This is a genomic window from Cupriavidus sp. 207A1 (assembly GCF_057798955.1).
Genome location: NZ_JBYOJO010000012.1, coordinates 173,725 through 193,061, shown reverse-complemented (window position 1 = coordinate 193,061; position 19,337 = coordinate 173,725). Strand labels below are relative to the sequence as shown.

The following is a 19,337-nucleotide window of genomic DNA, read 5'->3' as shown; positions in this document are numbered from 1 at the left end:
ACATTTAATCCGGTGTAGCGGCCCGCCCGAATAGGAAAGCGCTCAATCTCGCCTTTCAACAATCTTTTACTTCTCGCCTCAGCGGGCCGCTCCTACCATGGGCTTCGCTGCGGTGCGACCCGTGCCCGCACAACCTGTTTGTCGAGCTGTGTCCATCCCGGCGGCGCACTGCGGTGCGTCCGCGCACAAGAGCCACGTCCGTGAAGATCGCCGCGCTGCAGGCGGACCCCACCCTCGCCGTCAGCATCGAACAGACCCTGCGCCTGAACGGCCACCAGTGCACGCGCTACCTCAGCGGGCGCGCCGTGATCGGCGCGCTGCGCGGCAGGTCGTTCGACCTGCTGATGCTGGATTGCGATACGCCGGGCCTCCCGGCATTGGAAGTACTGGCGTGGGTGCGCCGCATGCTGGGCCCCGAGATGCCGGTGATGCTGACCGGAACCTCTAACGAAGAAGGCTTTGTCGCGGCCTGCCTGGCGCAGGGCGCGGACAGCTACGTGCCCAAGCCGCTGCGCACCGCGGAACTGGCCGCGCGCGTGCTGGCGCTGCTGCGCCGCGCGCGGCCGGCGAGCGCGGATTGCGACCTGGAACACGGGCCGTTCCGCTTTGCCACCGCCGAGCGGCAGGTGTGGGTGCAGGGCAAGCCGGTGCTGCTGGCCCCGAAGGAATTCGACCTGGCGGTGCTGCTGTTCCGCAACCTGGGCTCGCTGGTGCTGCGCCAGACCATGGTCGACCAGGTCTGGCGCTATCACATGGACGCCGCTTCGCGCACGGTGGACAGCCACCTGTCGCGCGTGCGCACCAAGCTGGCGCTGTGGCCGCACAACGGCGTGCGGCTGTCGTCGGTATACGGGCTGGGCAGCCGGCTCGATGCGGCCTAGCGCTTCTGCGGCGCCGGCACGCCGGGCCGGGTGATTCAGTCAGCCTTGATGCCGGCTTCCTTGACGATGCGGGCGTTCTCCGCGGACTCTTCGCGGATGGCCTTGGCAAACTGCGCCGGCGTGCCGCCGGTCGGCACTTCGCCGCCCTTGAGCAGGCGCTCATGCACTTCCGGCTCTGCCAGCGCCTTGTTCAGCTCGGCGTTCAGGCGGTTGATGATGGCCGCGGGGGTCTTGCCCGGCGCGAACACACCGAAGGTGGAGGTCAGGTTGGCCTTGGGGTAGCCCAGCTCGGCCAGCGTCGGCACGGCGGGCAGGCTCTCCAGGCGCTTGGGCGCGCCCACCGCCAGCGCGCGCAGGCGGCCCGCCTGCATATGCTGGCTCAGCACCGGGCTGGCGTTGGTGCTCATCACCTCGAACTGGCCGCCGAGCGCATCGTTCATCTGCTGGCCCGCGCCCTTGTACGGGATCAGCACGATGTCGGCCTTCGATTTCTGCTTGACCTGTTCCAGCACCACATGGCCAACCGTGCCCAGGCCCGACGTGGCCCAGCGTACCGAACCCGGTTTGGCGCTGGCCTGGCCGACCACGTCGGCAAAGCTCTTGCCGCTGAACGCGGAAGTCGCGACCACCAGCACCGGCGAGTACATCACGCTCATCACCGGCGCCACGTCCTTCTGCGGATCGTAGTTGACGCGGCCGACGTGCGGATTCAGCGTCAGCGGGCTGGTGGCGGCAAAGCCGAGCGTGTAGCCGTCCGGCGCTGCCTTGGCCACCGCATCGATGCCGATGCTGCCGCCCGCGCCGGCCTTGTTCTCGACCACCACCGAGGTGCCCATCTGCGCCGACAGGCGCTCGCCGAGCGCGCGCGCGACGGTGTCGCTGATGCCGCCGGTGGGATAGGCGACGATCAGGCGGATCGGGCGGCTGGGATAGGCGTCGGCCGCGGCGGCCGTAACGTGGGTCAGTGCGGTGCCAGCGAAGACGCACGCTGCGGCCAGCAGCGACGGGCGGAAGGGGAAGGCCATGATGGGAAAGCGGGAGAGATTCGACGGAAGCGGCCGCGCGGCGGCAACGGGCCGGCGCGGCGCGGAACAGCCGCTATCTTAGCCGATCATGCGGCGCGTTCAGCGCTCCAGCGGCCGCTCCGGCACCCACGAGACGAAGAGCTCGTTGGCGCGATCATAGAGCCGCCAGCCCGTGCCGCAGTCGCGGCAGCAGAACGACAGCATGCTGTACGGCACCCCGGCGGCGCTCTGGGTCACCACCGGGGCCGTGCCGCGCAGCGCCAGGCAGGCCGGCGGCTCGCGCCGGCGCGGATCGTCGGCCAGCGCCAGGCAGCGCTCGCAGGGCGGCATGGCGGGGGCGGTGGAAGGGTCTGGGGCGGCTGGCATCGTCGGCGGCGTCGGCGGAAACGGGGCAGGTCTGACTTGAGTGCCCGCCATGATGCCGCAAAATTCCGCGCGGCAGCAGCACCCTTCGCGGATGACATCAGGCCGCCTGCGTGCGCGCCACCGTGGCTGGTGCCGCCGCGCGCTGGCCAAGCCACACGCTGCCCAGCACCAGCAGCGCGCCGGCCGCCTGCACCGCGGTCAGTGCCTGCCCCAGCACCAGGAAGCCGAGCACGGTGGCGCTGACCGGACTGAGCAGGCCCAGCGCCGCCACCGCCGCCGGCGCCATGCGCCCTACCCCGCGAAACCATAGCGCGTAGCTGAAACCGGCGCCGACGATGCTGAGCCACGCGTAGCCCAGCCAGTTGACCAGCGTGAAATGACCCGGCAGCGGTTCCAGCACCAGCGCGAACGGCAGCAGGAACAGCCCGCCCGCGCACAACTGCCATGCCGTCAGCACCAGCGGCGAGACCGGCGGCCGCCAGTGCCGCGTCAGCACCGTGCCCACCGCCATCGACACCGCTCCCGCAGCCGCCGCAGCGACGCCGACGGCATCCAGCCGGGCGGCCGGTCCGAGCACCAGCAGCGCCACGCCGAGCAGCCCGCCCGCGCCGGCCATCCACGCGGCGGGGCGCGGCCGCGCGCCCAGCCAGGCCCACGCCAGCACCACCACGATCAGCGGCTGGATCGCCCCGACCGTGGCCGCCACGCCGCCCGGCAGGCGGTAGGCGGCGATGAACAGCATCGCCTGGAAGAAGCCGATATTGAGCACGCCCAGTACCGCCGCGCGCCACCACCACCCGCCCTGCGGCAGTTGCCGACCGATGGCGAGCATCGCCAGGCCGGCCGGCAGCGCCCGGATCACGCCGGAAAGCAAGGGCTGCCCAGGCGGCAGCCACTGACTCGTCACCAGATAAGTGCTGCCCCAGATCGCGGGGGCCAGGCCCGTCAACAGGATGTCCCGGAACCCTGGCCCGGCCGCCGCAGTCGTCGAAACGCTGTTCGCCTTCATGTCGATATTCTTGATGTCAAGATAAATCACTTTACGAAGGCGATCGGTTGATGTCAAGATACTTCGCTCACCCCTTGCACCTGTATCCCCTGCCCTGATGACCGCCCGCCGCAAACCCGAAGACGCGCCCGACCATGTCGACGGCATCCTCGCCCAATGGGCGCGCGAACGGCCCGATCTCGATGCCTCGCCGATGGGCATCCTGGGGCGGCTGGGCCGGCTCAATCGCCATACCGGCCGGGCGATCGAGGCCGCGCTGGGCGCGACCGGGCTGCAGCCGTGGGAGTTCGATGTGCTGGCGACGCTGCGGCGTGCCGGGCCGCCCTATGCGCTGTCGCCAGGCGCGCTGATCGGTTCGCTGATGATCACCTCGGGCACCATGACCAACCGGCTCGATCACCTCGAGCGGGCCGGGCTGGTACGGCGCGAGCCCAATCCGGAAGACCGGCGCGGGTTGCTGGTGGCGCTGACCGACGCCGGCCGCGAGCGCGTCGACCACGCGGTGGAGCTGCACGTGGCCAACGAGCACCGCCTGCTGGAAGGGCTGACCGCGACGGAGCGCGCGCAGCTGGCCGCGCTGCTGCGCCGCTGGCTGCGCATGTTCGAGCCGCCCGCCGGCGATGGCGGCGAAGGCAAGTCGGGCGACTAAATCAGTCGACTGAGCTGCGCTTCAGGCGCGCTGCGGGCGTTCGCGCAGGTCCGGCAGGAATACCGTCAGCAGCCCCAGCAGCGGCAGGTAGGCACAGTACTCGTACACCGCGCGGATGCCGTGCGTATCGGCCATGCCGCCCAGCACCGCGGCGCCGATGCCGCCCATGCCGAAGGCAAAACCGAAGAACAGGCCCGACACCATGCCGACCTTGCCGGGGATCAGCTCCTGCGCGAACACCAGGATCGCCGAGAACGCCGAGGCCAGGATAAAGCCGATGATGAAGGTCAGCACCGTGGTCCAGAACAGGCCCACGTGCGGCAGCAGCAGCGTGAACGGCGCCACGCCCAGGATCGAGGCCCAGATCACGCGCTTGCGGCCGATGCGGTCGCCAATCGGGCCGCCCAGGATGGTGCCGGCCGCGACCGCGAACAGGAACAGGAACAGGTGCAGCTGCGCGTCCTGGCGTGCCAGCGCGAAGCGCTCCATCAGGTAGAAGGTGTAGTACGAGGTCAGGCTGGCCATGTAGAAGTACTTGGAGAACACCAGCACCATCAGCACCACCATGGCCCGCACCACCACGCGCGTCGCCACCGGGCTGGCCGAGGCGCCGGAGGCCTTGCGCTTGCGCGCGCCCTGCGCCAGCTGGCGCGCGTACCAGCCGCCGATGCGCCACAGCACCACGATGCCCACCAGCGCCGCCAGCGAGAACCACGCCAGGCTGGCCTGCTGGTGCACGATCAGCGCCGCCAGCAGTGGGCCCATGGCGCTGCCGCCGTTGCCGCCGACCTGGAAGATCGACTGCGCCAGCCCGTGCTGCCCGCCCGACGCCATGCGCGCCACGCGCGACGACTCCGGGTGGAAGATCGACGAACCCGTGCCGACCAGCGCCGCGGCCACCAGCAGCACGCCATAGCTGGGCGCCACCGACAGCAGTAGCAGGCCGGCCAGCGTAAAGGCCATCGCCACGGCCAGCGAATGCGGCTTGGGATGCTTGTCGGTGTACAGCCCCACCACCGGCTGCAGCAGCGACGCGGTGACCTGGTAGGTCATGGTCAGCAGCCCGATCTGGGTGAAGCTGAGGTTGAAGCCGCCCTTCAGCATCGGATAGATCGCCAGGATCAACGACTGGATCATGTCGTTGAGAAAGTGGGCGAAGCTGATCGCGGACAGCACGCGGAAACCGGTGCGTTCCGCCTGCGGGGACGGAGCAAGCGAGGGGGTCGCGGGGGCTGCGCCAGCCGGCGCGGAGTCGATGGTTGTGCTCATTGGCGGCTCTCGACGAACGGAAAGCGGCCAGCGGGGAGGCCGGCCACGAAGGATCTGAGCACCGATGCTAGCTGGCACGCCGGCGCCTGTCCTGCGAGAATAGGTCCGCAACCTTGGAGAAAAGGACATGGCGCGCGCCCCCCGCCCTCTTTCCGCCGCGGCCCCCGACAGCCGCCGATCCCGGCAGCCACTTCCCGATCCCACGCCCGAGACGCTGGCGCTGGGCGATACCTACGCCGATCCGCCGCCCTATTTCCGCTTCGACCGCAGCCCGCTGCCGGTCACAGCGATGGCGGCCGACTACCTGCCCGGCCACGTGACCCAGCCTCACCAGCACCCGCATGCGCAACTGATCCACGCGGTGCATGGCGTGATGGTGGTGGCCACCGCCGAAGGCCAGTGGATCGTGCCGCCTACGCGTGGCATGTGGATGCCGGGCGGCACCACGCACTGGATCCGCATGGTTGGCCGGGTGCAGATGCGCACCGCCTATATCCGCCCCGATGCCGCGCCCGACCTGCCGCAGCGCTGCACCGTGCTGGGCATCTCGCCGCTGCTGCGCGAGCTGATCCTGGCCGCGGTCGAGATCGCCCTGCCCTACGCGCCCGACACGCGCGATGCGCGCCTGATGCGGCTGCTGCTCGATGAAGTGATGCTGGTGCCGTCGCTGCCGCTGCACCTGCCGCGCCCGGTCGATGCCAGCCTGCGGCAGATCTGCGAGGCCATCGCCGAGGCGCCCGACACCGCGCTGACACTGGCAGACTGGGGCGCGCAACTGGGGCTGGACCCCAAAACCATCCAGCGCCGCTTTGCGCGCGAAACCGGCATGACCTTCGGCCAATGGCGCCAGCAGGCGCGCCTGCTGGCCGCACTGGAAAAGCTGGCGGCCGGCAGCAAGGTGGTGGATGTGGCGCTGGACCTGGGCTACGACAGCCCGAGCGCGTTCGCGACCATGTTCCGGCGGCAGTTCGGCGTGCCGCCGAGCGCTTTCTTCCGTTGAGGCCCCGGAGCGCGGAAGCCGCGCTCAGTTGCCCAGGTAGCGCTCCACCAGCCGGGTCCAGTAGGCCGCGCCGACGGTCAGGTTGTCGTCGTTGAAGTCATAGCCGGCGTTGTGCAGCAGCGGCTGGTTGGCGCCGTTGCCCAGCCGCACGAAGCAGCCGGGGCGCTGTTGCAGGAAGTAGGCAAAGTCCTCGCTGCCGGCAATGCGCGCGGCCTGGTCCACCACCTTGCCGGGGCCGACCAGTTCCTCGGCCACCTGCCGCGCGAACTCGGTCTCGCGCTCGCTGTTGACCAGCACGGGGTAGCCGCGCACGTAATCGATCTCTGCCACCGCGCCGTAGCCTTCGGCGTGCGCCGTGGCAAGCTGGCGGATGCGGTGCTCCAGCGCGGCGCGCACGTCGGGGCTGAACGAGCGCACGCTGAGTTCCATGCGCGCATGGTCGGGGATCACGTTGGGGGCGTGGCCGGCGTGCAGCGTGCCGATCGTCACCACGGCGGTCTCGTTCGGATCGACATAGCGCGACACCACCGACTGCAGCGCCATCACCAGGCTGCCTGCCACCAGGATCGGATCGACCGACTGGTGCGGTCGCGCGGCGTGGCCGCCCTTGCCGCGGATGGTGATGGTGACGGTGTCGCACGCCGCCATGAACGGACCGGAACGGAACAGGAATGTGCCCTGCTCCACGCCCGGATGGTTATGCAGCCCGAAGATGGCATCGCAAGGAAAGCGCTCGAACAGCCCGTCGGCCAGCATGCGCTCGGCACCGCCGCCGGCGCCGATTTCCTCGGCCGGCTGGAAGATCAGGTGCACGGTGCCGTTGAAATTGCGCGTGCGCGCCAGCTGCCGCGCCGCGCCGAGCAGGATCGCGGTATGGCCGTCGTGGCCACAGGCGTGCATGCGGCCCGCGTTGACGCTGGCGTACGGCAGCGCGGTGCGCTCGTGGATCGGCAACGCGTCCATGTCGGCGCGGATGCCCACGCTGTGGCCACTTTCGCCGCAGCGCAACGTCCCCACCACCCCGGTCCCGCCCACGCCGCGCGTGACCGCGTAGCCCCAGCCTTCCAGCAAGGTGGCGACCAGGCCGGCGGTGCGGACCTCGTCGAAGGCCAGTTCGGGGTGCTGGTGGATATTGCGCCGGATGGCTTCGAGTTCGGCGCGGCTGTCGAGGGTATCGGCCAGCGCGCAGTATCGGCGCTTCAGCGGGGACGCGGGGGACTGGAGGGTGGCGCCGAGGTAAGACTCGATTTCGGGGGCGTGCTCGGACATGACGTTTTGCTCTCTGGCGAAACCTGTATAACCAGTATTTCACGCAGAAAACGCGAGCGAAACGTCAGGCCCCGGATTTCCTGTAAAACCATGTAATCGGGCCGCTTTCTGCGCCAGATCTGTTGCCCTAATCGTACGCTTTGTGTGGAAACCCAACGCTTTGTATGAAAGCGTATCGCTGGGGAACCCTTTCGGCAGTCCCCTTCAGCGCTCGCCGTACGCCACCACCCGCTGCACCTGCTCGCCCAGCTTATCCACGCCCAGGCGCATGGTGTCGCCGGCTTTCAGGAAGCGCGGCGGCTTGCAGCCCATGCCCACGCCGGGCGGGGTACCGGTCGCGATCAGGTCGCCTGGCAGCAGCGTCATGAAGCGGCTGACATAGCTGACCAGCGTGGCCACGTCGAACACCATGGTCGCGGTGGTGCCCTGCTGCACGCGCTCGCCGTTGACCTCCAGCCACAGGCCCAGCGCCTGCGGGTCCGGCACTTCATCGCGGGTCACCAGCCACGGGCCGGCCGGGCAGAAGGTGTCGCAGCCCTTGCCCTTGTCCCAGGTGCCGCCGCGCTCGATCTGGAATTCGCGCTCCGAGACATCGTTGACCACGCAGTAGCCGGCCACATGCTCCAGCGCCTGTTCGCGCGAAACATTGCGCGCAGTAGTGCCGATGATCACGCCCAGCTCCACTTCCCAGTCGGTCTTGTGCGAGCCGAACGGCAGCATCACCGCATCGTTGGGACCATTGAGCGAACTGTTGGCCTTGAGGAATACGATCGGCTCGGCCGGCAGCGGCATGCCGGCTTCGGCGGCGTGGTCGGCATAGTTCAGGCCGATCGCCACGATCTTGCCGATACCGGTCCAGGGCACGCCAAAGCGCGCGCCTTCGATGACCGGCAGGGTGTGCGGGTCGACCTGGGCCAGCGACTGCAGCGCGGCCGGCGCCAACTGCGCCGCATCGACATCGTGGATCACGGCGGAAAGATCGCGCACGCGGCCTGCCTCATCGATCATGCCGGGGCGCTCCGCGCCGGGGTTGCCTACTCGAACCAGTTTCATCGTCGTCGTTGGGTGGTGTGTGTTCTTGGAAGGGGTTCAGGCGGATTGCTTGAGCGCGCCGTTGCGCGCATTGCCTTCGGCCAGCGTCTGCGCCACCACGGTCAGCACTTCCCGCGCGGTGTTCTCGGAATGGCTGCGCAGCACCTGCGCCAGCCGCGGCCGGCCGGGCTCGCGCAGCGCGGCCATGATGGCCTCGTGCTCCTCGTGCGACTCCTGCCAGCGCAGGGTATCGGCGTTGGCGGCACCGCGGGCGCGGTGCACCTTGCTCATCAGCGTGGCGTAGACGCCGGCCAGCACCGGGTTGGCGGCGCCGTCGATGATGAGCTGGTGGATCTCCTGGTTGATGCGGAAATAGTCGGTGCGCCGGCCAGCGGCGTGGGCATCGATCATGGCCTGGTGGCGCCGCTCCAGCTTGGCCATCGCCGCCGCGCCCAGCCGCTGCGCCGCCAACTCGCCCGCCAGCGCCTCCAGCCCGTGCAGGGTTTCGAAGGTGGCGCGCAGTTCTTCCAGGTCCAGCGGCGCCACCCGGTAGCCGATGTACTGCCGGTGCAGCACCAGTCCCTCGGACACCAGCACCTTCAGCGCCTCGCGCAGCGGCGTCTTCGAGACATCGAAGGTCTCGCAGAAGGCCCGTTCGTCGATGCGCGCACCGGGCGGCAGTTCGCCCTCTTCGATCATGGTGCGCAGCCGCGCGGCGATCTCGGCCGACATGCCGAGCGTGCGCAGGCGCGCGGAAGGGGAAAGCGTTTGTGTCACAGACGTCACCAAAATGGGGAAATGCACCACAGCAAGGCTACCACACCCCGAAATTGTGCATCCGCAACATCGTAAAATCAATGACTTACGAGCGTTGTAATTACAGATTACGTATCCTATACTCCGGCCTGTTGCGCGACACCCCCATCAGAACTGCCTCAACCAAAGGACGAAAACAGGAGACGCCGTCATGCAGACGACAACGCGGGCAACAGTGATGACCGAGGCCAGGACCTCGGTGCGCTGGAAGATTTTTTTGATGATGCTGTTTCTCATCGCGATCAACTACATCGATCGCGCCTCGCTGTCGGTGGCCATGCCGCTGATCGCCAAGGAGTTCGACCTCAGCCCCACCATGCAGGGCCTGATCCTCAGCTCCTTCTTCTGGACCTACGCGCTGATGCAGGTACCGGGCGGCATGCTGGCCGACAAGTACAAGCCGCGCATCGTGATTGCGTGCGCCACCGTGTTCTGGGGCATTGCCCAGGCCGTGGCGGCCTTCACCACCAACGCCACGCAGCTGCTGCTGACACGCCTGGGCCTGGGCGCGGCCGAGGCGCCGATCTACCCGGCCGGCGGCAAGCTCAACGCGATCTGGATGACGCAGAACGAGCGCGGCCGCGGCGCCACCCTGCTGGACGGCGGCGCCCCGCTGGGCGCGGCCCTGGGCGCGATCATCATCACCTGGCTGATCGCCGCGCTGGACTCGTGGCGACTGGCCTTTATCGTCGCCGGCGTGGGTACGGTACTGGCCGGCGTGCTGGCCTGGTACTACGTGCGCAATTCCCCGCGCGAGCACCGCGGCGTCAACGAACTGGAAGCCCGCTACATTGAGGACGCCCTGGCCAATGAACACCGCGCCGAGCCGGCCAACCTGTCGGGCCGCTCGCTCGACTTCTTCAAGTACCGCTCGGTGTGGTGCATGGCAATTGGCTGGATGTGCTTCAACACCGTGTTCTACGGCCTGCTGACCTGGATGCCCAACTACCTGAACAAGGTGCACGGCTTCGACATCAAGCAGATGGGCGGCGCCAGCTTCATCATCTTCTTCAGCGGCTTCGTCGGCGAACTGATCGGGGGCTGGATCGCCGACAAATGGAAGGAAGCCGGCGGCCAGCCCAACGTGGTGATGCGCACGCTGTTCGGCATCGCCGCGGTGGTGGCGACGGCGTCGATCTTCTCGGTCGCCTATGTCACCGACCCGCTGGTGGTGGTCGTGCTGCTGTCGTCCACGCTGTTCTTCCTGCGCTGGTGCGGCCTGTTCTGGTGCGTGCCGTCGATGCTGGGCACGCGCAACAAGGTCGGCTTCCTGGGTGGCGTGATGAACCTGGGCGGCAATATCGGCGGCATCTCGGTGCCGATCATCGTCGGCATGATCGTGCAGTTCACCGGCTCGTACTTCCTGGCGCTGATGTTCTTTGCCGCGGCCGGCGTGGGCCTGCTGCTGGCTTCCACCGCGATCGACTACGAGACTAAGATCCCGGTCTGAAGACCCGTCGGATCACCGAGTTCCGCAAACAGACGAAATCCCGCGACAGGCGCCGGCAACGTCCCGGCGCGCGCACTCACTCCTGAGACAAGAGCAAAATGACCAAGCAAATCCGACTCGGCATGCTGACGCCGTCTTCCAACACCGCGCTCGAACCCATCACCAGCGCGATGGTCGCCGGCCTGCCCCATGTCAGCGCGCATTTCTCGCGCTTCACCGTCACCGAGATCTCGCTGCGCGACCAGGCCCTGGGCCAGTTCAACCTCGACAAGATCCTGGCCGCCGCCAGCCTGCTGGCCGACGCGCGTGTAGACGTCATCGCCTGGAACGGCACCTCTTCCGGCTGGCTCGGCTTCGACAAGGACGAAGCGCTGTGCAGACAGATCACCGAAGCCACCGGCATCCCGGCCACCACCTCGGTGCTGGCGCTCAACGAGATCCTGGAAAAGACCGGCGCGCGCAACTTCGGCCTGGCCACGCCGTATCTGGACGACGTGCAGCAGCGCATCATCGCCAACTATGAGCGCAGCGGCTTCCATTGCGTGGCCGAGAGCCACCTGGACCTGCACGTGAACTACAGCTTCGCCGAGGTCGAGGAAGACACCATCCGCGAGATGGTGCGCGGGCTGGCGCAGCACCAGCCGCAGGCCATCACCACCTTCTGCACCAACCTGCGCGCCGCGCACCTGGCCGAAGAACTGGAAGCCGAGACCGGCATCCCGCTGTACGACACCATTTCCACGGTGGTATGGAAGTCGCTGCGCCTGTGCGGCGTGGATACGCGCGAGCTGCGCGGCTGGGGCCGCCTCTTCCGCGAGGTCGAGTAAGCCGGGACCTCAGCCGGCCCTGTGCAGATCTGCAATGCGCGTCCGCACGGACGCGCATTGCTGCATAAGGGCCCCGATCCTAGACTGCCTCCACGGTCGCCGCATGGCGTGGCGGCCAGGCAACCACTACAGGATCGCGATGAAGCTCTATTACACACCGGGCGTCTGCTCGATGGCCGTCCATATCGCCCTGCGCGAAGCCGGCCTGCCGGTCACGCTGGCCAAAGTCGACCTGCACACCCACAAGCTGGCCGTGCCGGAACACGGCACCGACGACTACTACACCATCAACCCGCGCGGCTACGTGCCGCTGCTGCAGCTGGACGACGGCTCGCGCCATACCGAGGTGGCGTCGCTGCTGCAGTACATTGCCGACCTCGTACCCGAACGCGCGCTGCTGCCCGCGGCCGGCACCCGCGAGCGCCTTGACGCCACCGGCTGGATCACGCTGGTGTCGACGGAATTGCACAAGGTCTTCAGCCCGTGGCTGTGGCACAAGGAAACCGCGCAAAGCACGCAGGACGAGTGCAAGGCCAAGCTGCAGCGCCGCTTTGCCGAACTCGACCAGCACCTGCAAACCCGCCAGTACCTGACGGGCGACACCTTCACGGTGGCCGATGCGTACTGCTTCACCATCGTCGGCTGGGCCCGCATCCTGAAGCTGCCGCTGAACGACTACCCGGCGCTGCAGCAATACCTGTCGCGCGTTGCCGCGCGGCCCGCAGTCCAGGAAGCAATGCGAGCCGAAGGGCTGGTGCGCGACTGAGCCCAGCGGCACGGAGGATCGCTGCTCAGCGCGGCGCGGCGAGCAGCGATTCGATCTTCGCCACCAGTTCCTTGTCGTCCGGCGTGGTGCGGCTGCCGTAGCTGGCCACCACCTTGCCGTCGCGGCCGATCAGGTACTTGTAGAAATTCCATTTCGGCGCGGTGCCGGTCTGCTTCGCCAGCAGCGCGTACATCGGGTTGGCGTCGCTGCCGCGCACATGCGACTTGCCGAGCATCGGGAACTTGACGCCGTAGGTGTTGTAGCAGAAGTCCGCGATCTCTTTCTGCGAGCCCGGCTCCTGCGAGAAGTCATTGGACGGAAAGCCCAGCACCACCAGCCCGCGCGCGTTGTACTTGGCGTACAGCGCCTCCAGCCCTTCGTACTGTGGCGTGAAACCGCAATAGCTCGCGGTATTGACCACCAGCACCACCTTGCCAGCGTACTGGCACAGGTTCTGCGGCGCATCGTCCTGCAGGCGTGGGAAGGTGAAGTTGAGCGATGCCGGGCAGCTGCTAGCGGCGGCAGGGGCGGCAGGCTTGTCGGCAGCGCGCAGCGGCGCCGGCAACAGGGCTGCGCTGGCGGCTGCCACGGCAAGGGCGGCAGCCAGGGGAACGGACAGGCGCAAAGGCGGGGGGCGACGGCTCATGGCAACGGGGCTCCGGTGGTCGGCTCGCTGGTTCGGGTACGCGTAGTCTACGCCGATGGCGGGCAGCCGGAGGCGGCCGCGCGTCAGTCCATCGCCAGCGTGGCGACGTGCTCGGTGACGCTGCTGCGCAGCTCCACGTCCGGCATGCGGCGCACGATCAGCAAGGCCAGCACCGCCGCCGCGGCACCCACCGCGAAGATCAGGTGGAAGCCGGATTCGACGCCGCCGGCCAGCACCGCGCGCACCGACGGCGACAGCTGCGCGAAGGCTTCGCTGCCATGGCGCAGCGCGCCCAGGTCCAGCGCTTGCGTGACCCCCGAGGCCGCCAGCGCCTGGCGGAATTCCAGCGTCAGCAGCGTGCCGGCCAGGGCGCCGCCCAGCGCGCTGCCGAGCGAGCGCAGCACCAGCAGCGCGCCGGTGCCGGCGCCGGTATCGCGGCGCTCCAGCGCGTTCTGCACGCTCATCAGCGTTGCCACCATGGTGATGCCCAGGCCCACGCCCGCCAGCGTCATCGCCGCCAGCACCACCGCCAGCGGCACCGCCGGGGTCACCAGCGCCAGCACGATCAGGCCCAGCGCGCCGGCAACATAGCCCGCGCTCAGGATGCCGCGCAGGCGGCCCACGCGCGGCGCCAGCCACGCCACGATGAAGTTGCCCGCCACCGTCGCCAGCAGGAACGGCATCACCAGCAGGCCGGAGGTCGACGCATCGGCGCCGCGCACCAGCTGGAAGTGCAGGGGCAGGGCGAAGATGCACAGGAAGATGTCGAGCGCCGCCAGCGCCGACGCGGCCACGCCCAGCACATAGGCACGATTGGCGAACAGGCGCGGCGGCAGCATCGGGTCGGCCGCGCGGCGCTCCTGCCAGGTCAGCAGCAGCACGGCCGCGACGGCGGCCAGCAGCAGGGCGCCCAGTTCAGGAGAGAGCCAGTCGTAGACATCGCCGCCCCAGCTCATCGCCAGCAGGAAGGCGACGATGGCCACCGCCAGCAGCAGCGCGCCCAGCCAGTCGACGCGCGCACGCCCGCCGCGCGCGGGCAGCATGGCCAGGCCGCGGTAGCACATGAACATCGCCAGCAGACCCAGCGGCACGTTGACCCAGAACAGCCAGCGCCACGACATGTGGTCCGAGACCCAGCCGCCCACCAGCGGCCCGGCGATCGACGCCACCGCCCATACCGTGGCCAGGTAGCCCTGGTAGCGCCCACGCTGCCGCGGCGCCACCACGTCGGCGATGGCGGCCTGCGCCAGCGACATCAGCCCGCCGCCGCCCACGCCCTGCAGCGCGCGGAACAGGATCAGCTGCCCCAGCGTCTGCGCCAGCGCGCACGCCACCGAAGCGCCGATGAACAGCGTAATCGCCACCATCAGCAGGCGCCGCCGCCCGAAGCTGTCGGACAGCTTGCCGTACAGCGGCGTCGTCACCGTCGACACGATCAGGTACGCCGTGACGATCCACGACAGGTGGCCGAAGCCGTTCAGGTCATTGGCAATCGCCGGCACCGCCGGGATCACCACGGTCTGGTCGAGTGCGGCCAGCAGGATGCACAGCACGATGCCGCCGATCACGCGCATCACCGCGCGATGGTCATGCGCGGGCAGGGCGGATGCGAGGTTGGGCGAGGACGAGACAGCGGACGCGGCGGGACCGGCGGAGGCGGGCGAAGACATGGGCAAGCACAAGGCCGCATCGATGTGCGGCGAAAGCAACGTCAAAAGCAGGGAATCTCGGCCGGGAACCGCGCGAGGGGGGCGTGATGCCGGAGCGGGTGGCCTAATTCAGCGAACGCATAATTATATGCGGCCAGCGAATATCGTGCTGGCGGAGGATCGGGATGGACTGCAGGACCGCGCACGGCGCTGCTGCCTTGCCGTGAAAGCAAGGGACAAAGCAGGCCGCAGCAAGGCGGCCCTGCTTCAGGCGGATGCAAACGCTAGCGACCGCCGCCAGTGATGTAATGCTCCAGCTGTTCGATGATGAACTGCTGCTCGGAGATGATGTCCTTGACCAGGTCGCCGATCGACAGCATGCCGATCAGCTCGTCGCCCTGCATCACCGGCAGGTGGCGCAGCCGGTGCCGTGTCATCAGCGCCATGCATTCGTCGGTGGTCTGGTTGGCGCTGACGTAGATGACCGCGGTGGTCATGATGTCGCGCACGAGCGTCTCGCGCGAGGTGCGCTGCATCAGGATCACCTTGCGCGCGTAATCACGCTCGCTGATGATGCCCTTGATCTCGCCATGCTCGATAACCAGCAGCGCACCGATGCCTTTCTCGGCCATCAGCTGCAGCGCGGCGTAGACGGACGCCGTGGGCGGAATGCTGTAGATGGCCTGACTCGGCTTGGACTCCAGAACCTGGCGTGCGGTTTTCATCACCAACTCCTTTTCCGTCGAGAAAACATGCGGCTGGCGCTACCTGGCTTGCTGCCAATGGAACCAGAGTAGCAAAGGATCGCGCGGGCTTACAGGGTGACTTACGCTAATCTTTGTAAGCAAGGGTGTGGCGCTCCCACTACCGGGCGCGTGCATTACTCCGTCAGCATCCGCACCTTCACCTTTTTGCCCTTGACCTTGCCGGCGTTGAGCCGCTTCACCGCCTCGCGGCCGATGCTGCGTTCCACGGCGATATAGGTGGACATTTCCAGCACGTTGATCTTGCCGATCTGCTCCTTGGCAAAGCCCGCCTCGCCGGTCAGCGCGCCAAGGATGTCGCCGGGGCGGATCTTTTCCTTGCGGCCGCCCAGCATCTGCAGCGTCACCATCGGCGCCAGCAGACGCTCGGTGCTCGCCGGCGTCAGCTCGGCCAGCGGGTGCCATTCGAACTCGCCGCCGTGGTGCTGCTCAAGGTTGCCCACGCGCCCCATCTCGTCCATGCTGACCAGGCTGAAGGCCCAGCCCTCCTGGTCGGCACGGCCGGTGCGGCCGATGCGGTGCACGTGGACTTCCGGGTCGGGGGTGATCTCGACATTGATCACTGCCTCGAGCTGGGCGATATCGAGCCCGCGCGCCGCCACGTCGGTGGCCACCAGCACCGAGCAGCTGCGGTTGGCAAATTGCACCAGCACCTGGTCGCGCTCGCGCTGTTCCAGTTCGCCATGCAGCGCCAGCGCCTGGTAGCCCTGCGCGCGCAGCAGTTCCACCAGGTCGCGGCAGCGCGCCTTGGTATTGCAGAAGGCCAGCGTGCTGGCCGGGCGGAAGTGGTCCAGCAGCCGCCCCACCGCGTTCAGGCGCTCGCTTTCTTCCACCTCGTAGAAGCGCTGGCGGATGGTGCTGTTGTCATGCGTGGCCTCCAGCTTGAGCGACTGCGGGCTGCGCAGGAAGCGGTGGCTGAGCTTGTCGATGCCGGGCGGGTAGGTCGCCGAAAACAGCAGCGTCTGCCGGTCCCTGGGGCAGCGGCTCGCCACATAGGCGATATCGTCGAAGAAGCCCATGTCGAGCATGCGGTCGGCCTCGTCCAGCACCAGCGTGTTGATGGCCGACAGATCCAGGCTGCCGCGATCGATATGGTCCAGGATGCGGCCCGGCGTGCCGACCACGATATGCGCGCCATGGATCAGGCTGTCGACCTGCGGGCGCATCGGCGCGCCGCCGCACAGCGTCAGCACCTTGACGTTCTCTTCGGCGCGCGCCAGGCGGCGGATTTCCTGCGTGACCTGGTCGGCCAGCTCGCGCGTGGGGCACAGCACCATGGCCTGCACGTCGAAGCGGCGCGGATCGAGCCGGTGCAGCAGCGCCAGTCCGAACGCCGCGGTCTTGCCGCTGCCGGTCTTGGCCTGCGCCACCAGGTCCTGGCCGGCCAATGTGATCGGCAGGCTGGCCGCCTGGATCGGCGTCATTTCGTCATAGCCGAGCTGCGCCAGGGTGGCGAGCATGGCGGGCGACAAGGGCAGGGTGGAGAAAGCGGGGCCGGCTGGCGGCTGGGCGGGGGTAGAGTTCATGCGGGATTATAGCGAGCCTGGGTCAGGCATCCGCTTCAGTGGGCGGCGTCCAGCCCAGCCGCTCCAGCAACGCCTGCGCGGCGGCCGGCGCGCGTTCCTTGGCACCGTTGATGAAGAACACAAAGACCTCGCGCTGGCGTGCCGCCGGCTTGCGGTCCTCGAGCATCGGCAGGTCATCCGGCTGCGCGCCTTGCGCCCACGACTGCGCGCGTGCGGCCCATTGGTCGAGCGCCTTCGGTCCATAGCCGGCCTTGAGCTTCGCACTGCTTTCCATCAGCCGCGCGTAGACAAAATCCGCGGTCAGGTCTGCCATCGACGGGAATTTCGGCGCATCGGTGAAGACCGTGGCGGCCTTGTACTTGCGCGCGAGCCTGAGATAGTCCGGCGACCTGAAACTGTCGTGCCGCACCTCCAGCACGTGGCGCAGTGTCACGCCTTCGACAGAGGCCGGCAGCAATTGCAGGAAGGCCTCGAAGTCTTCCGCGTCGAATTGCTTGGTCGGCGCGAACTGCCACACTACCGGGCCCAGCTTGCGGCCCAGCTCGGCAATGCCGCTGTCGATAAAGCGCGCGATCGAGTCGCCGGACTCCGCCAGCACGCGGCGGTTGGTGGCAAAGCGCGAGGCCTTCACCGCAAAGACGAAGTCATCCGGGGTCTCGTCGCGCCACTTGGCAAACGAGGTGCGCTTCTGCGTGCCGTGATAGGTGCTGTTGATCTCGATCGCGCTGAGGTGCCGGCTGGCAAAGGCCAGTTCGCGCGCCTGCGGCAATTTGGCGGGATAGAAATTGTCGCGCCACGGCGCGTAGTTCCAGCCGCCGATGCCGACGCGCACCAGCCCGGCCGGCGCGGCGGCTTTGCGCGATGGCGCGGTCGATGGGGATCTGGACGCGGCTTTGGTTGCGGCCGCAGAGGTTGCGGCAGGCGTGGATGCGGCCTTCGCCGCGGTGCGTGCTGGCATGGCGCGGTCTCCCGAGACGCGAGACTGGCAGTCTAGCGGGAAACCGCGCGATGCGGTAACGCCGCGGTGGCGATGCGGCCAAATCCATCGCCCATAAAAAAACCGGAAGAGGGCAATGCCCCCTTCCGGCCCCGCTCCCCGATCCCCCGGGTTCAGAACGAGAAATTGAGCAGCACGTCCGCGATATTGACGTCCGCGGGCTGCGTCTGCACGGCACCCGCGGCGCTGGTGGCCTGGATGCTGTACTTGCCTGCCGCGGCGCCATCCGGCGACAGCGGGATCGGCAGCGCGGCCTGGTAGGTGCCGATCACCGGCGCGGCCACCGGCAGCGCGGGTTCGGTCGCGAACAGGCTGTAGGCGCCGGTATCGCTGGCCGCCGCGGTCCCGGCGATTTCAAAGGTACCGCCGCTGACCAGCTGCAGCGCGCGCAGCGTGGCTTCGGCCGAGGCCGGCGCCACCGCGCCCGAGACGCGGCGATAGGTCGATGCCGGCAGCGTCATCGGCGCCGCGGCGGTCGAGATCGCCGTGGGCGTACCCACCACCACCGGCACGCCGCGCACGATGCCCGCCGCCTTGGCGTTGGCCGCACCCGGCACCACCACCACGTCGACCGGACCGGCCGTGCTGCTTTGCTCGATCGGCGACAGGCGGAAGCTGCCGTTGGCATCCGCCACGGTCGACTTCACCACCACGCCATTGCGCTCGGCATAGACCCGCGCACCGGGGGCCGCGGCCACCACGCCGTTGACTTCGCCGCTGACGGTCATGGGGATCGCGGTCACCACCGGCTTCAGGCCATAGGTGCCATTGCCGCGCGTCACCACCGACTTGCACGCGTCGAAGTCGAGCACCAGGTCGGTCAGCGTGTCGCGCGCCACCGTGAACGGACGATTGATCTTGATGCCCGACTGGACCGCGCTGGGCGTGTCGAGCGGCTGCTCTGCGCCACCGACGGGCACCACCGAATTGGCCAGGGCCGAGGCACCGCTGCCGCGGTTGGCATCCAGCACCAGGCGCACCTGCTGGTAATCGCCGGCCGGCAGTGCGGTCTGGCCCAGCACCGTCATCACGCCGTTGGTCAGCGACAGCAGGTCGATCCTGCGCGCGGGCACCACGTCGATATCGACCCAGCCCCCGGCGCTGGCCTCGGCGCTGGCGCTGCTGTGCACGCGCACCTTGTTGACGGTGACGAAGACATTGTTGAAACCGCAGGCCGGCGCATCGGTCATCGATACCTGCAGCGTGCCGCGACCGGAGCCGTCGTCGCCGCCGCCGCCACCGCCGCAGGCGGCCAGCGCAAGCACGCTGCTCACGGTAAGCAGGCGCAACGGGGCAGAACTCTTGACAAGGAATGACACGGCAATTTCTCCGTTTATTGTTTGTGGGTTGATCGCAGCATATGTGGCGGTTCGCATAACCGGTGTAAATCTTTGTA

General features: G+C 68.3%; 19 protein-coding genes. 6 read left to right on the top strand and 13 right to left on the bottom strand.

The annotated features are described in order from the left end of the window. Positions 1 to 200: 200 nt before the first annotated feature. Positions 201 to 881 (top strand): response regulator transcription factor, encoded by a 681-nt coding sequence (locus AC3FMM_RS21980; protein WP_115679073.1) that lies wholly within the window; start codon positions 201 to 203, stop codon positions 879 to 881. 35 nt (positions 882 to 916) lie between these two features. Here the strand turns inward: AC3FMM_RS21980 and AC3FMM_RS21975 are convergent, their stop codons facing one another. The 3 genes from AC3FMM_RS21975 to AC3FMM_RS21965 form a co-directional block, all read right to left on the bottom strand. Next, entirely contained in the window at positions 917 to 1,906 is a 990-nt protein-coding gene (locus AC3FMM_RS21975) for a Bug family tripartite tricarboxylate transporter substrate binding protein (RefSeq protein ID WP_115707692.1), read from the bottom strand. A 99-nt stretch (positions 1,907 to 2,005) separates the two neighbouring features. Next, entirely contained in the window at positions 2,006 to 2,272 is a 267-nt protein-coding gene (locus AC3FMM_RS21970) for a hypothetical protein (RefSeq protein ID WP_240987640.1), read from the bottom strand. A gap of 97 nt (positions 2,273 to 2,369) precedes the next feature. Beyond that, the gene (locus AC3FMM_RS21965) at positions 2,370 to 3,281 is read right to left on the bottom strand and encodes an EamA family transporter (RefSeq protein WP_116313211.1); all 912 of its coding nucleotides are present in this window, start codon (positions 3,279 to 3,281) and stop codon (positions 2,370 to 2,372) included. 97 nt (positions 3,282 to 3,378) lie between these two features. Between AC3FMM_RS21965 and AC3FMM_RS21960 the strand changes: the two genes are divergently transcribed. Continuing rightward, the gene (locus AC3FMM_RS21960; RefSeq protein WP_116377969.1) at positions 3,379 to 3,930 is read left to right on the top strand and encodes a MarR family winged helix-turn-helix transcriptional regulator; all 552 of its coding nucleotides are present in this window, start codon (positions 3,379 to 3,381) and stop codon (positions 3,928 to 3,930) included. A gap of 21 nt (positions 3,931 to 3,951) precedes the next feature. Here AC3FMM_RS21960 and AC3FMM_RS21955 read toward each other — a convergent pair whose 3' ends face one another. After that, the gene (locus AC3FMM_RS21955) at positions 3,952 to 5,199 is read right to left on the bottom strand and encodes an MFS transporter (RefSeq protein ID WP_326347566.1); all 1,248 of its coding nucleotides are present in this window, start codon (positions 5,197 to 5,199) and stop codon (positions 3,952 to 3,954) included. A gap of 127 nt (positions 5,200 to 5,326) precedes the next feature. Here AC3FMM_RS21955 and AC3FMM_RS21950 point away from each other — a divergent pair, with 127 nt between their 5' ends. Next, positions 5,327 to 6,199 carry an AraC family transcriptional regulator gene (locus AC3FMM_RS21950; protein ID WP_198035956.1) on the top strand — a complete coding sequence of 291 codons (873 nt, stop codon included), beginning with the start codon at positions 5,327 to 5,329 and terminating at the stop codon, positions 6,197 to 6,199. A gap of 24 nt (positions 6,200 to 6,223) precedes the next feature. On the opposite strand, the gene AC3FMM_RS21945 is transcribed toward AC3FMM_RS21950, so the two are convergent. From AC3FMM_RS21945 to AC3FMM_RS21935, 3 genes are all read right to left on the bottom strand, one after another. Next, entirely contained in the window at positions 6,224 to 7,468 is a 1,245-nt protein-coding gene (locus tag AC3FMM_RS21945) for a M20 aminoacylase family protein (RefSeq protein WP_116312008.1), read from the bottom strand. 204 nt (positions 7,469 to 7,672) lie between these two features. Then, positions 7,673 to 8,521, bottom strand: coding sequence for a fumarylacetoacetate hydrolase family protein (locus tag AC3FMM_RS21940; protein WP_116312007.1), 849 nt, complete (start codon positions 8,519 to 8,521; stop codon positions 7,673 to 7,675). 36 nt (positions 8,522 to 8,557) lie between these two features. Continuing rightward, the gene (locus AC3FMM_RS21935) at positions 8,558 to 9,277 is read right to left on the bottom strand and encodes a GntR family transcriptional regulator (protein WP_172581706.1); all 720 of its coding nucleotides are present in this window, start codon (positions 9,275 to 9,277) and stop codon (positions 8,558 to 8,560) included. Between the two features lie 190 nt (positions 9,278 to 9,467). Here AC3FMM_RS21935 and AC3FMM_RS21930 point away from each other — a divergent pair, with 190 nt between their 5' ends. The 3 genes from AC3FMM_RS21930 (at position 9,468) to gstA (ending at position 12,359) form a co-directional block, all read left to right on the top strand. Next, positions 9,468 to 10,766, top strand: coding sequence for an MFS transporter (locus AC3FMM_RS21930; protein WP_488687482.1), 1,299 nt, complete (start codon positions 9,468 to 9,470; stop codon positions 10,764 to 10,766). 98 nt (positions 10,767 to 10,864) lie between these two features. Continuing rightward, a complete protein-coding gene (locus tag AC3FMM_RS21925; protein ID WP_115679064.1) occupies positions 10,865 to 11,593 on the top strand; it encodes a maleate cis-trans isomerase family protein in 729 nt (242 codons plus the stop codon). A 139-nt stretch (positions 11,594 to 11,732) separates the two neighbouring features. Then, positions 11,733 to 12,359 (top strand): glutathione transferase GstA, encoded by a 627-nt coding sequence (gene gstA / locus AC3FMM_RS21920; protein ID WP_115707682.1) that lies wholly within the window; start codon positions 11,733 to 11,735, stop codon positions 12,357 to 12,359. Positions 12,360 to 12,384: 25 nt separating this feature from the next. Here the strand turns inward: gstA and AC3FMM_RS21915 are convergent, their stop codons facing one another. The 6 genes from AC3FMM_RS21915 to AC3FMM_RS21890 all read right to left on the bottom strand — a co-directional run bounded on the left by AC3FMM_RS21915 (position 12,385) and on the right by AC3FMM_RS21890 (position 19,260). After that, positions 12,385 to 13,005 (bottom strand): glutathione peroxidase, encoded by a 621-nt coding sequence (locus tag AC3FMM_RS21915; RefSeq protein ID WP_488687481.1) that lies wholly within the window; start codon positions 13,003 to 13,005, stop codon positions 12,385 to 12,387. 83 nt (positions 13,006 to 13,088) lie between these two features. Next, positions 13,089 to 14,579, bottom strand: coding sequence for an MDR family MFS transporter (locus AC3FMM_RS21910; RefSeq protein WP_488687506.1), 1,491 nt, complete (start codon positions 14,577 to 14,579; stop codon positions 13,089 to 13,091). 359 nt (positions 14,580 to 14,938) lie between these two features. Beyond that, complete coding sequence (locus tag AC3FMM_RS21905; protein ID WP_018006712.1) at positions 14,939 to 15,379, bottom strand: CBS domain-containing protein; 441 nt, start codon at positions 15,377 to 15,379, stop codon at positions 14,939 to 14,941. Positions 15,380 to 15,534: 155 nt separating this feature from the next. Beyond that, positions 15,535 to 16,944 (bottom strand): ATP-dependent RNA helicase DbpA, encoded by a 1,410-nt coding sequence (gene dbpA, locus AC3FMM_RS21900; RefSeq protein WP_116312003.1) that lies wholly within the window; start codon positions 16,942 to 16,944, stop codon positions 15,535 to 15,537. A 22-nt stretch (positions 16,945 to 16,966) separates the two neighbouring features. After that, on the bottom strand, positions 16,967 to 17,902 hold the full coding sequence (locus AC3FMM_RS21895) for a DUF72 domain-containing protein (protein WP_488687480.1): 936 nt from the start codon (positions 17,900 to 17,902) through the stop codon (positions 16,967 to 16,969). 152 nt (positions 17,903 to 18,054) lie between these two features. Then, on the bottom strand, positions 18,055 to 19,260 hold the full coding sequence (locus AC3FMM_RS21890) for a DUF4382 domain-containing protein (RefSeq protein WP_488687479.1): 1,206 nt from the start codon (positions 19,258 to 19,260) through the stop codon (positions 18,055 to 18,057). Positions 19,261 to 19,337 lie beyond the last annotated feature (77 nt).

Excerpts from the sequence above, each read along its gene's own strand:
- AC3FMM_RS21975 (WP_115707692.1), bottom strand. The coding sequence starts at position 1,906 with ATGGCCTTCCCCTTCCGCCCGTCGCTGCTGGCCGCAGCGTGCGTCTTC.
- AC3FMM_RS21970 (WP_240987640.1), bottom strand. The coding sequence starts at position 2,272 with ATGCCAGCCGCCCCAGACCCTTCCACCGCCCCCGCCATGCCGCCCTGC.
- AC3FMM_RS21965 (WP_116313211.1), bottom strand. The coding sequence starts at position 3,281 with ATGAAGGCGAACAGCGTTTCGACGACTGCGGCGGCCGGGCCAGGGTTC.
- AC3FMM_RS21960 (WP_116377969.1), top strand. The coding sequence starts at position 3,379 with ATGACCGCCCGCCGCAAACCCGAAGACGCGCCCGACCATGTCGACGGC.
- AC3FMM_RS21955 (WP_326347566.1), bottom strand. The coding sequence starts at position 5,199 with ATGAGCACAACCATCGACTCCGCGCCGGCTGGCGCAGCCCCCGCGACC.
- AC3FMM_RS21950 (WP_198035956.1), top strand. The coding sequence starts at position 5,327 with ATGGCGCGCGCCCCCCGCCCTCTTTCCGCCGCGGCCCCCGACAGCCGC.
- AC3FMM_RS21945 (WP_116312008.1), bottom strand. The coding sequence starts at position 7,468 with ATGTCCGAGCACGCCCCCGAAATCGAGTCTTACCTCGGCGCCACCCTC.
- AC3FMM_RS21940 (WP_116312007.1), bottom strand. The coding sequence starts at position 8,521 with ATGAAACTGGTTCGAGTAGGCAACCCCGGCGCGGAGCGCCCCGGCATG.
- AC3FMM_RS21930 (WP_488687482.1), top strand. The coding sequence starts at position 9,468 with ATGCAGACGACAACGCGGGCAACAGTGATGACCGAGGCCAGGACCTCG.
- AC3FMM_RS21925 (WP_115679064.1), top strand. The coding sequence starts at position 10,865 with ATGACCAAGCAAATCCGACTCGGCATGCTGACGCCGTCTTCCAACACC.
- gstA (WP_115707682.1), top strand. The coding sequence starts at position 11,733 with ATGAAGCTCTATTACACACCGGGCGTCTGCTCGATGGCCGTCCATATC.
- AC3FMM_RS21915 (WP_488687481.1), bottom strand. The coding sequence starts at position 13,005 with ATGAGCCGTCGCCCCCCGCCTTTGCGCCTGTCCGTTCCCCTGGCTGCC.
- AC3FMM_RS21910 (WP_488687506.1), bottom strand. The coding sequence starts at position 14,579 with ATGCGCGTGATCGGCGGCATCGTGCTGTGCATCCTGCTGGCCGCACTC.
- AC3FMM_RS21905 (WP_018006712.1), bottom strand. The coding sequence starts at position 15,379 with ATGAAAACCGCACGCCAGGTTCTGGAGTCCAAGCCGAGTCAGGCCATC.
- dbpA (WP_116312003.1), bottom strand. The coding sequence starts at position 16,944 with ATGAACTCTACCCCCGCCCAGCCGCCAGCCGGCCCCGCTTTCTCCACC.
- AC3FMM_RS21895 (WP_488687480.1), bottom strand. The coding sequence starts at position 17,902 with ATGCCAGCACGCACCGCGGCGAAGGCCGCATCCACGCCTGCCGCAACC.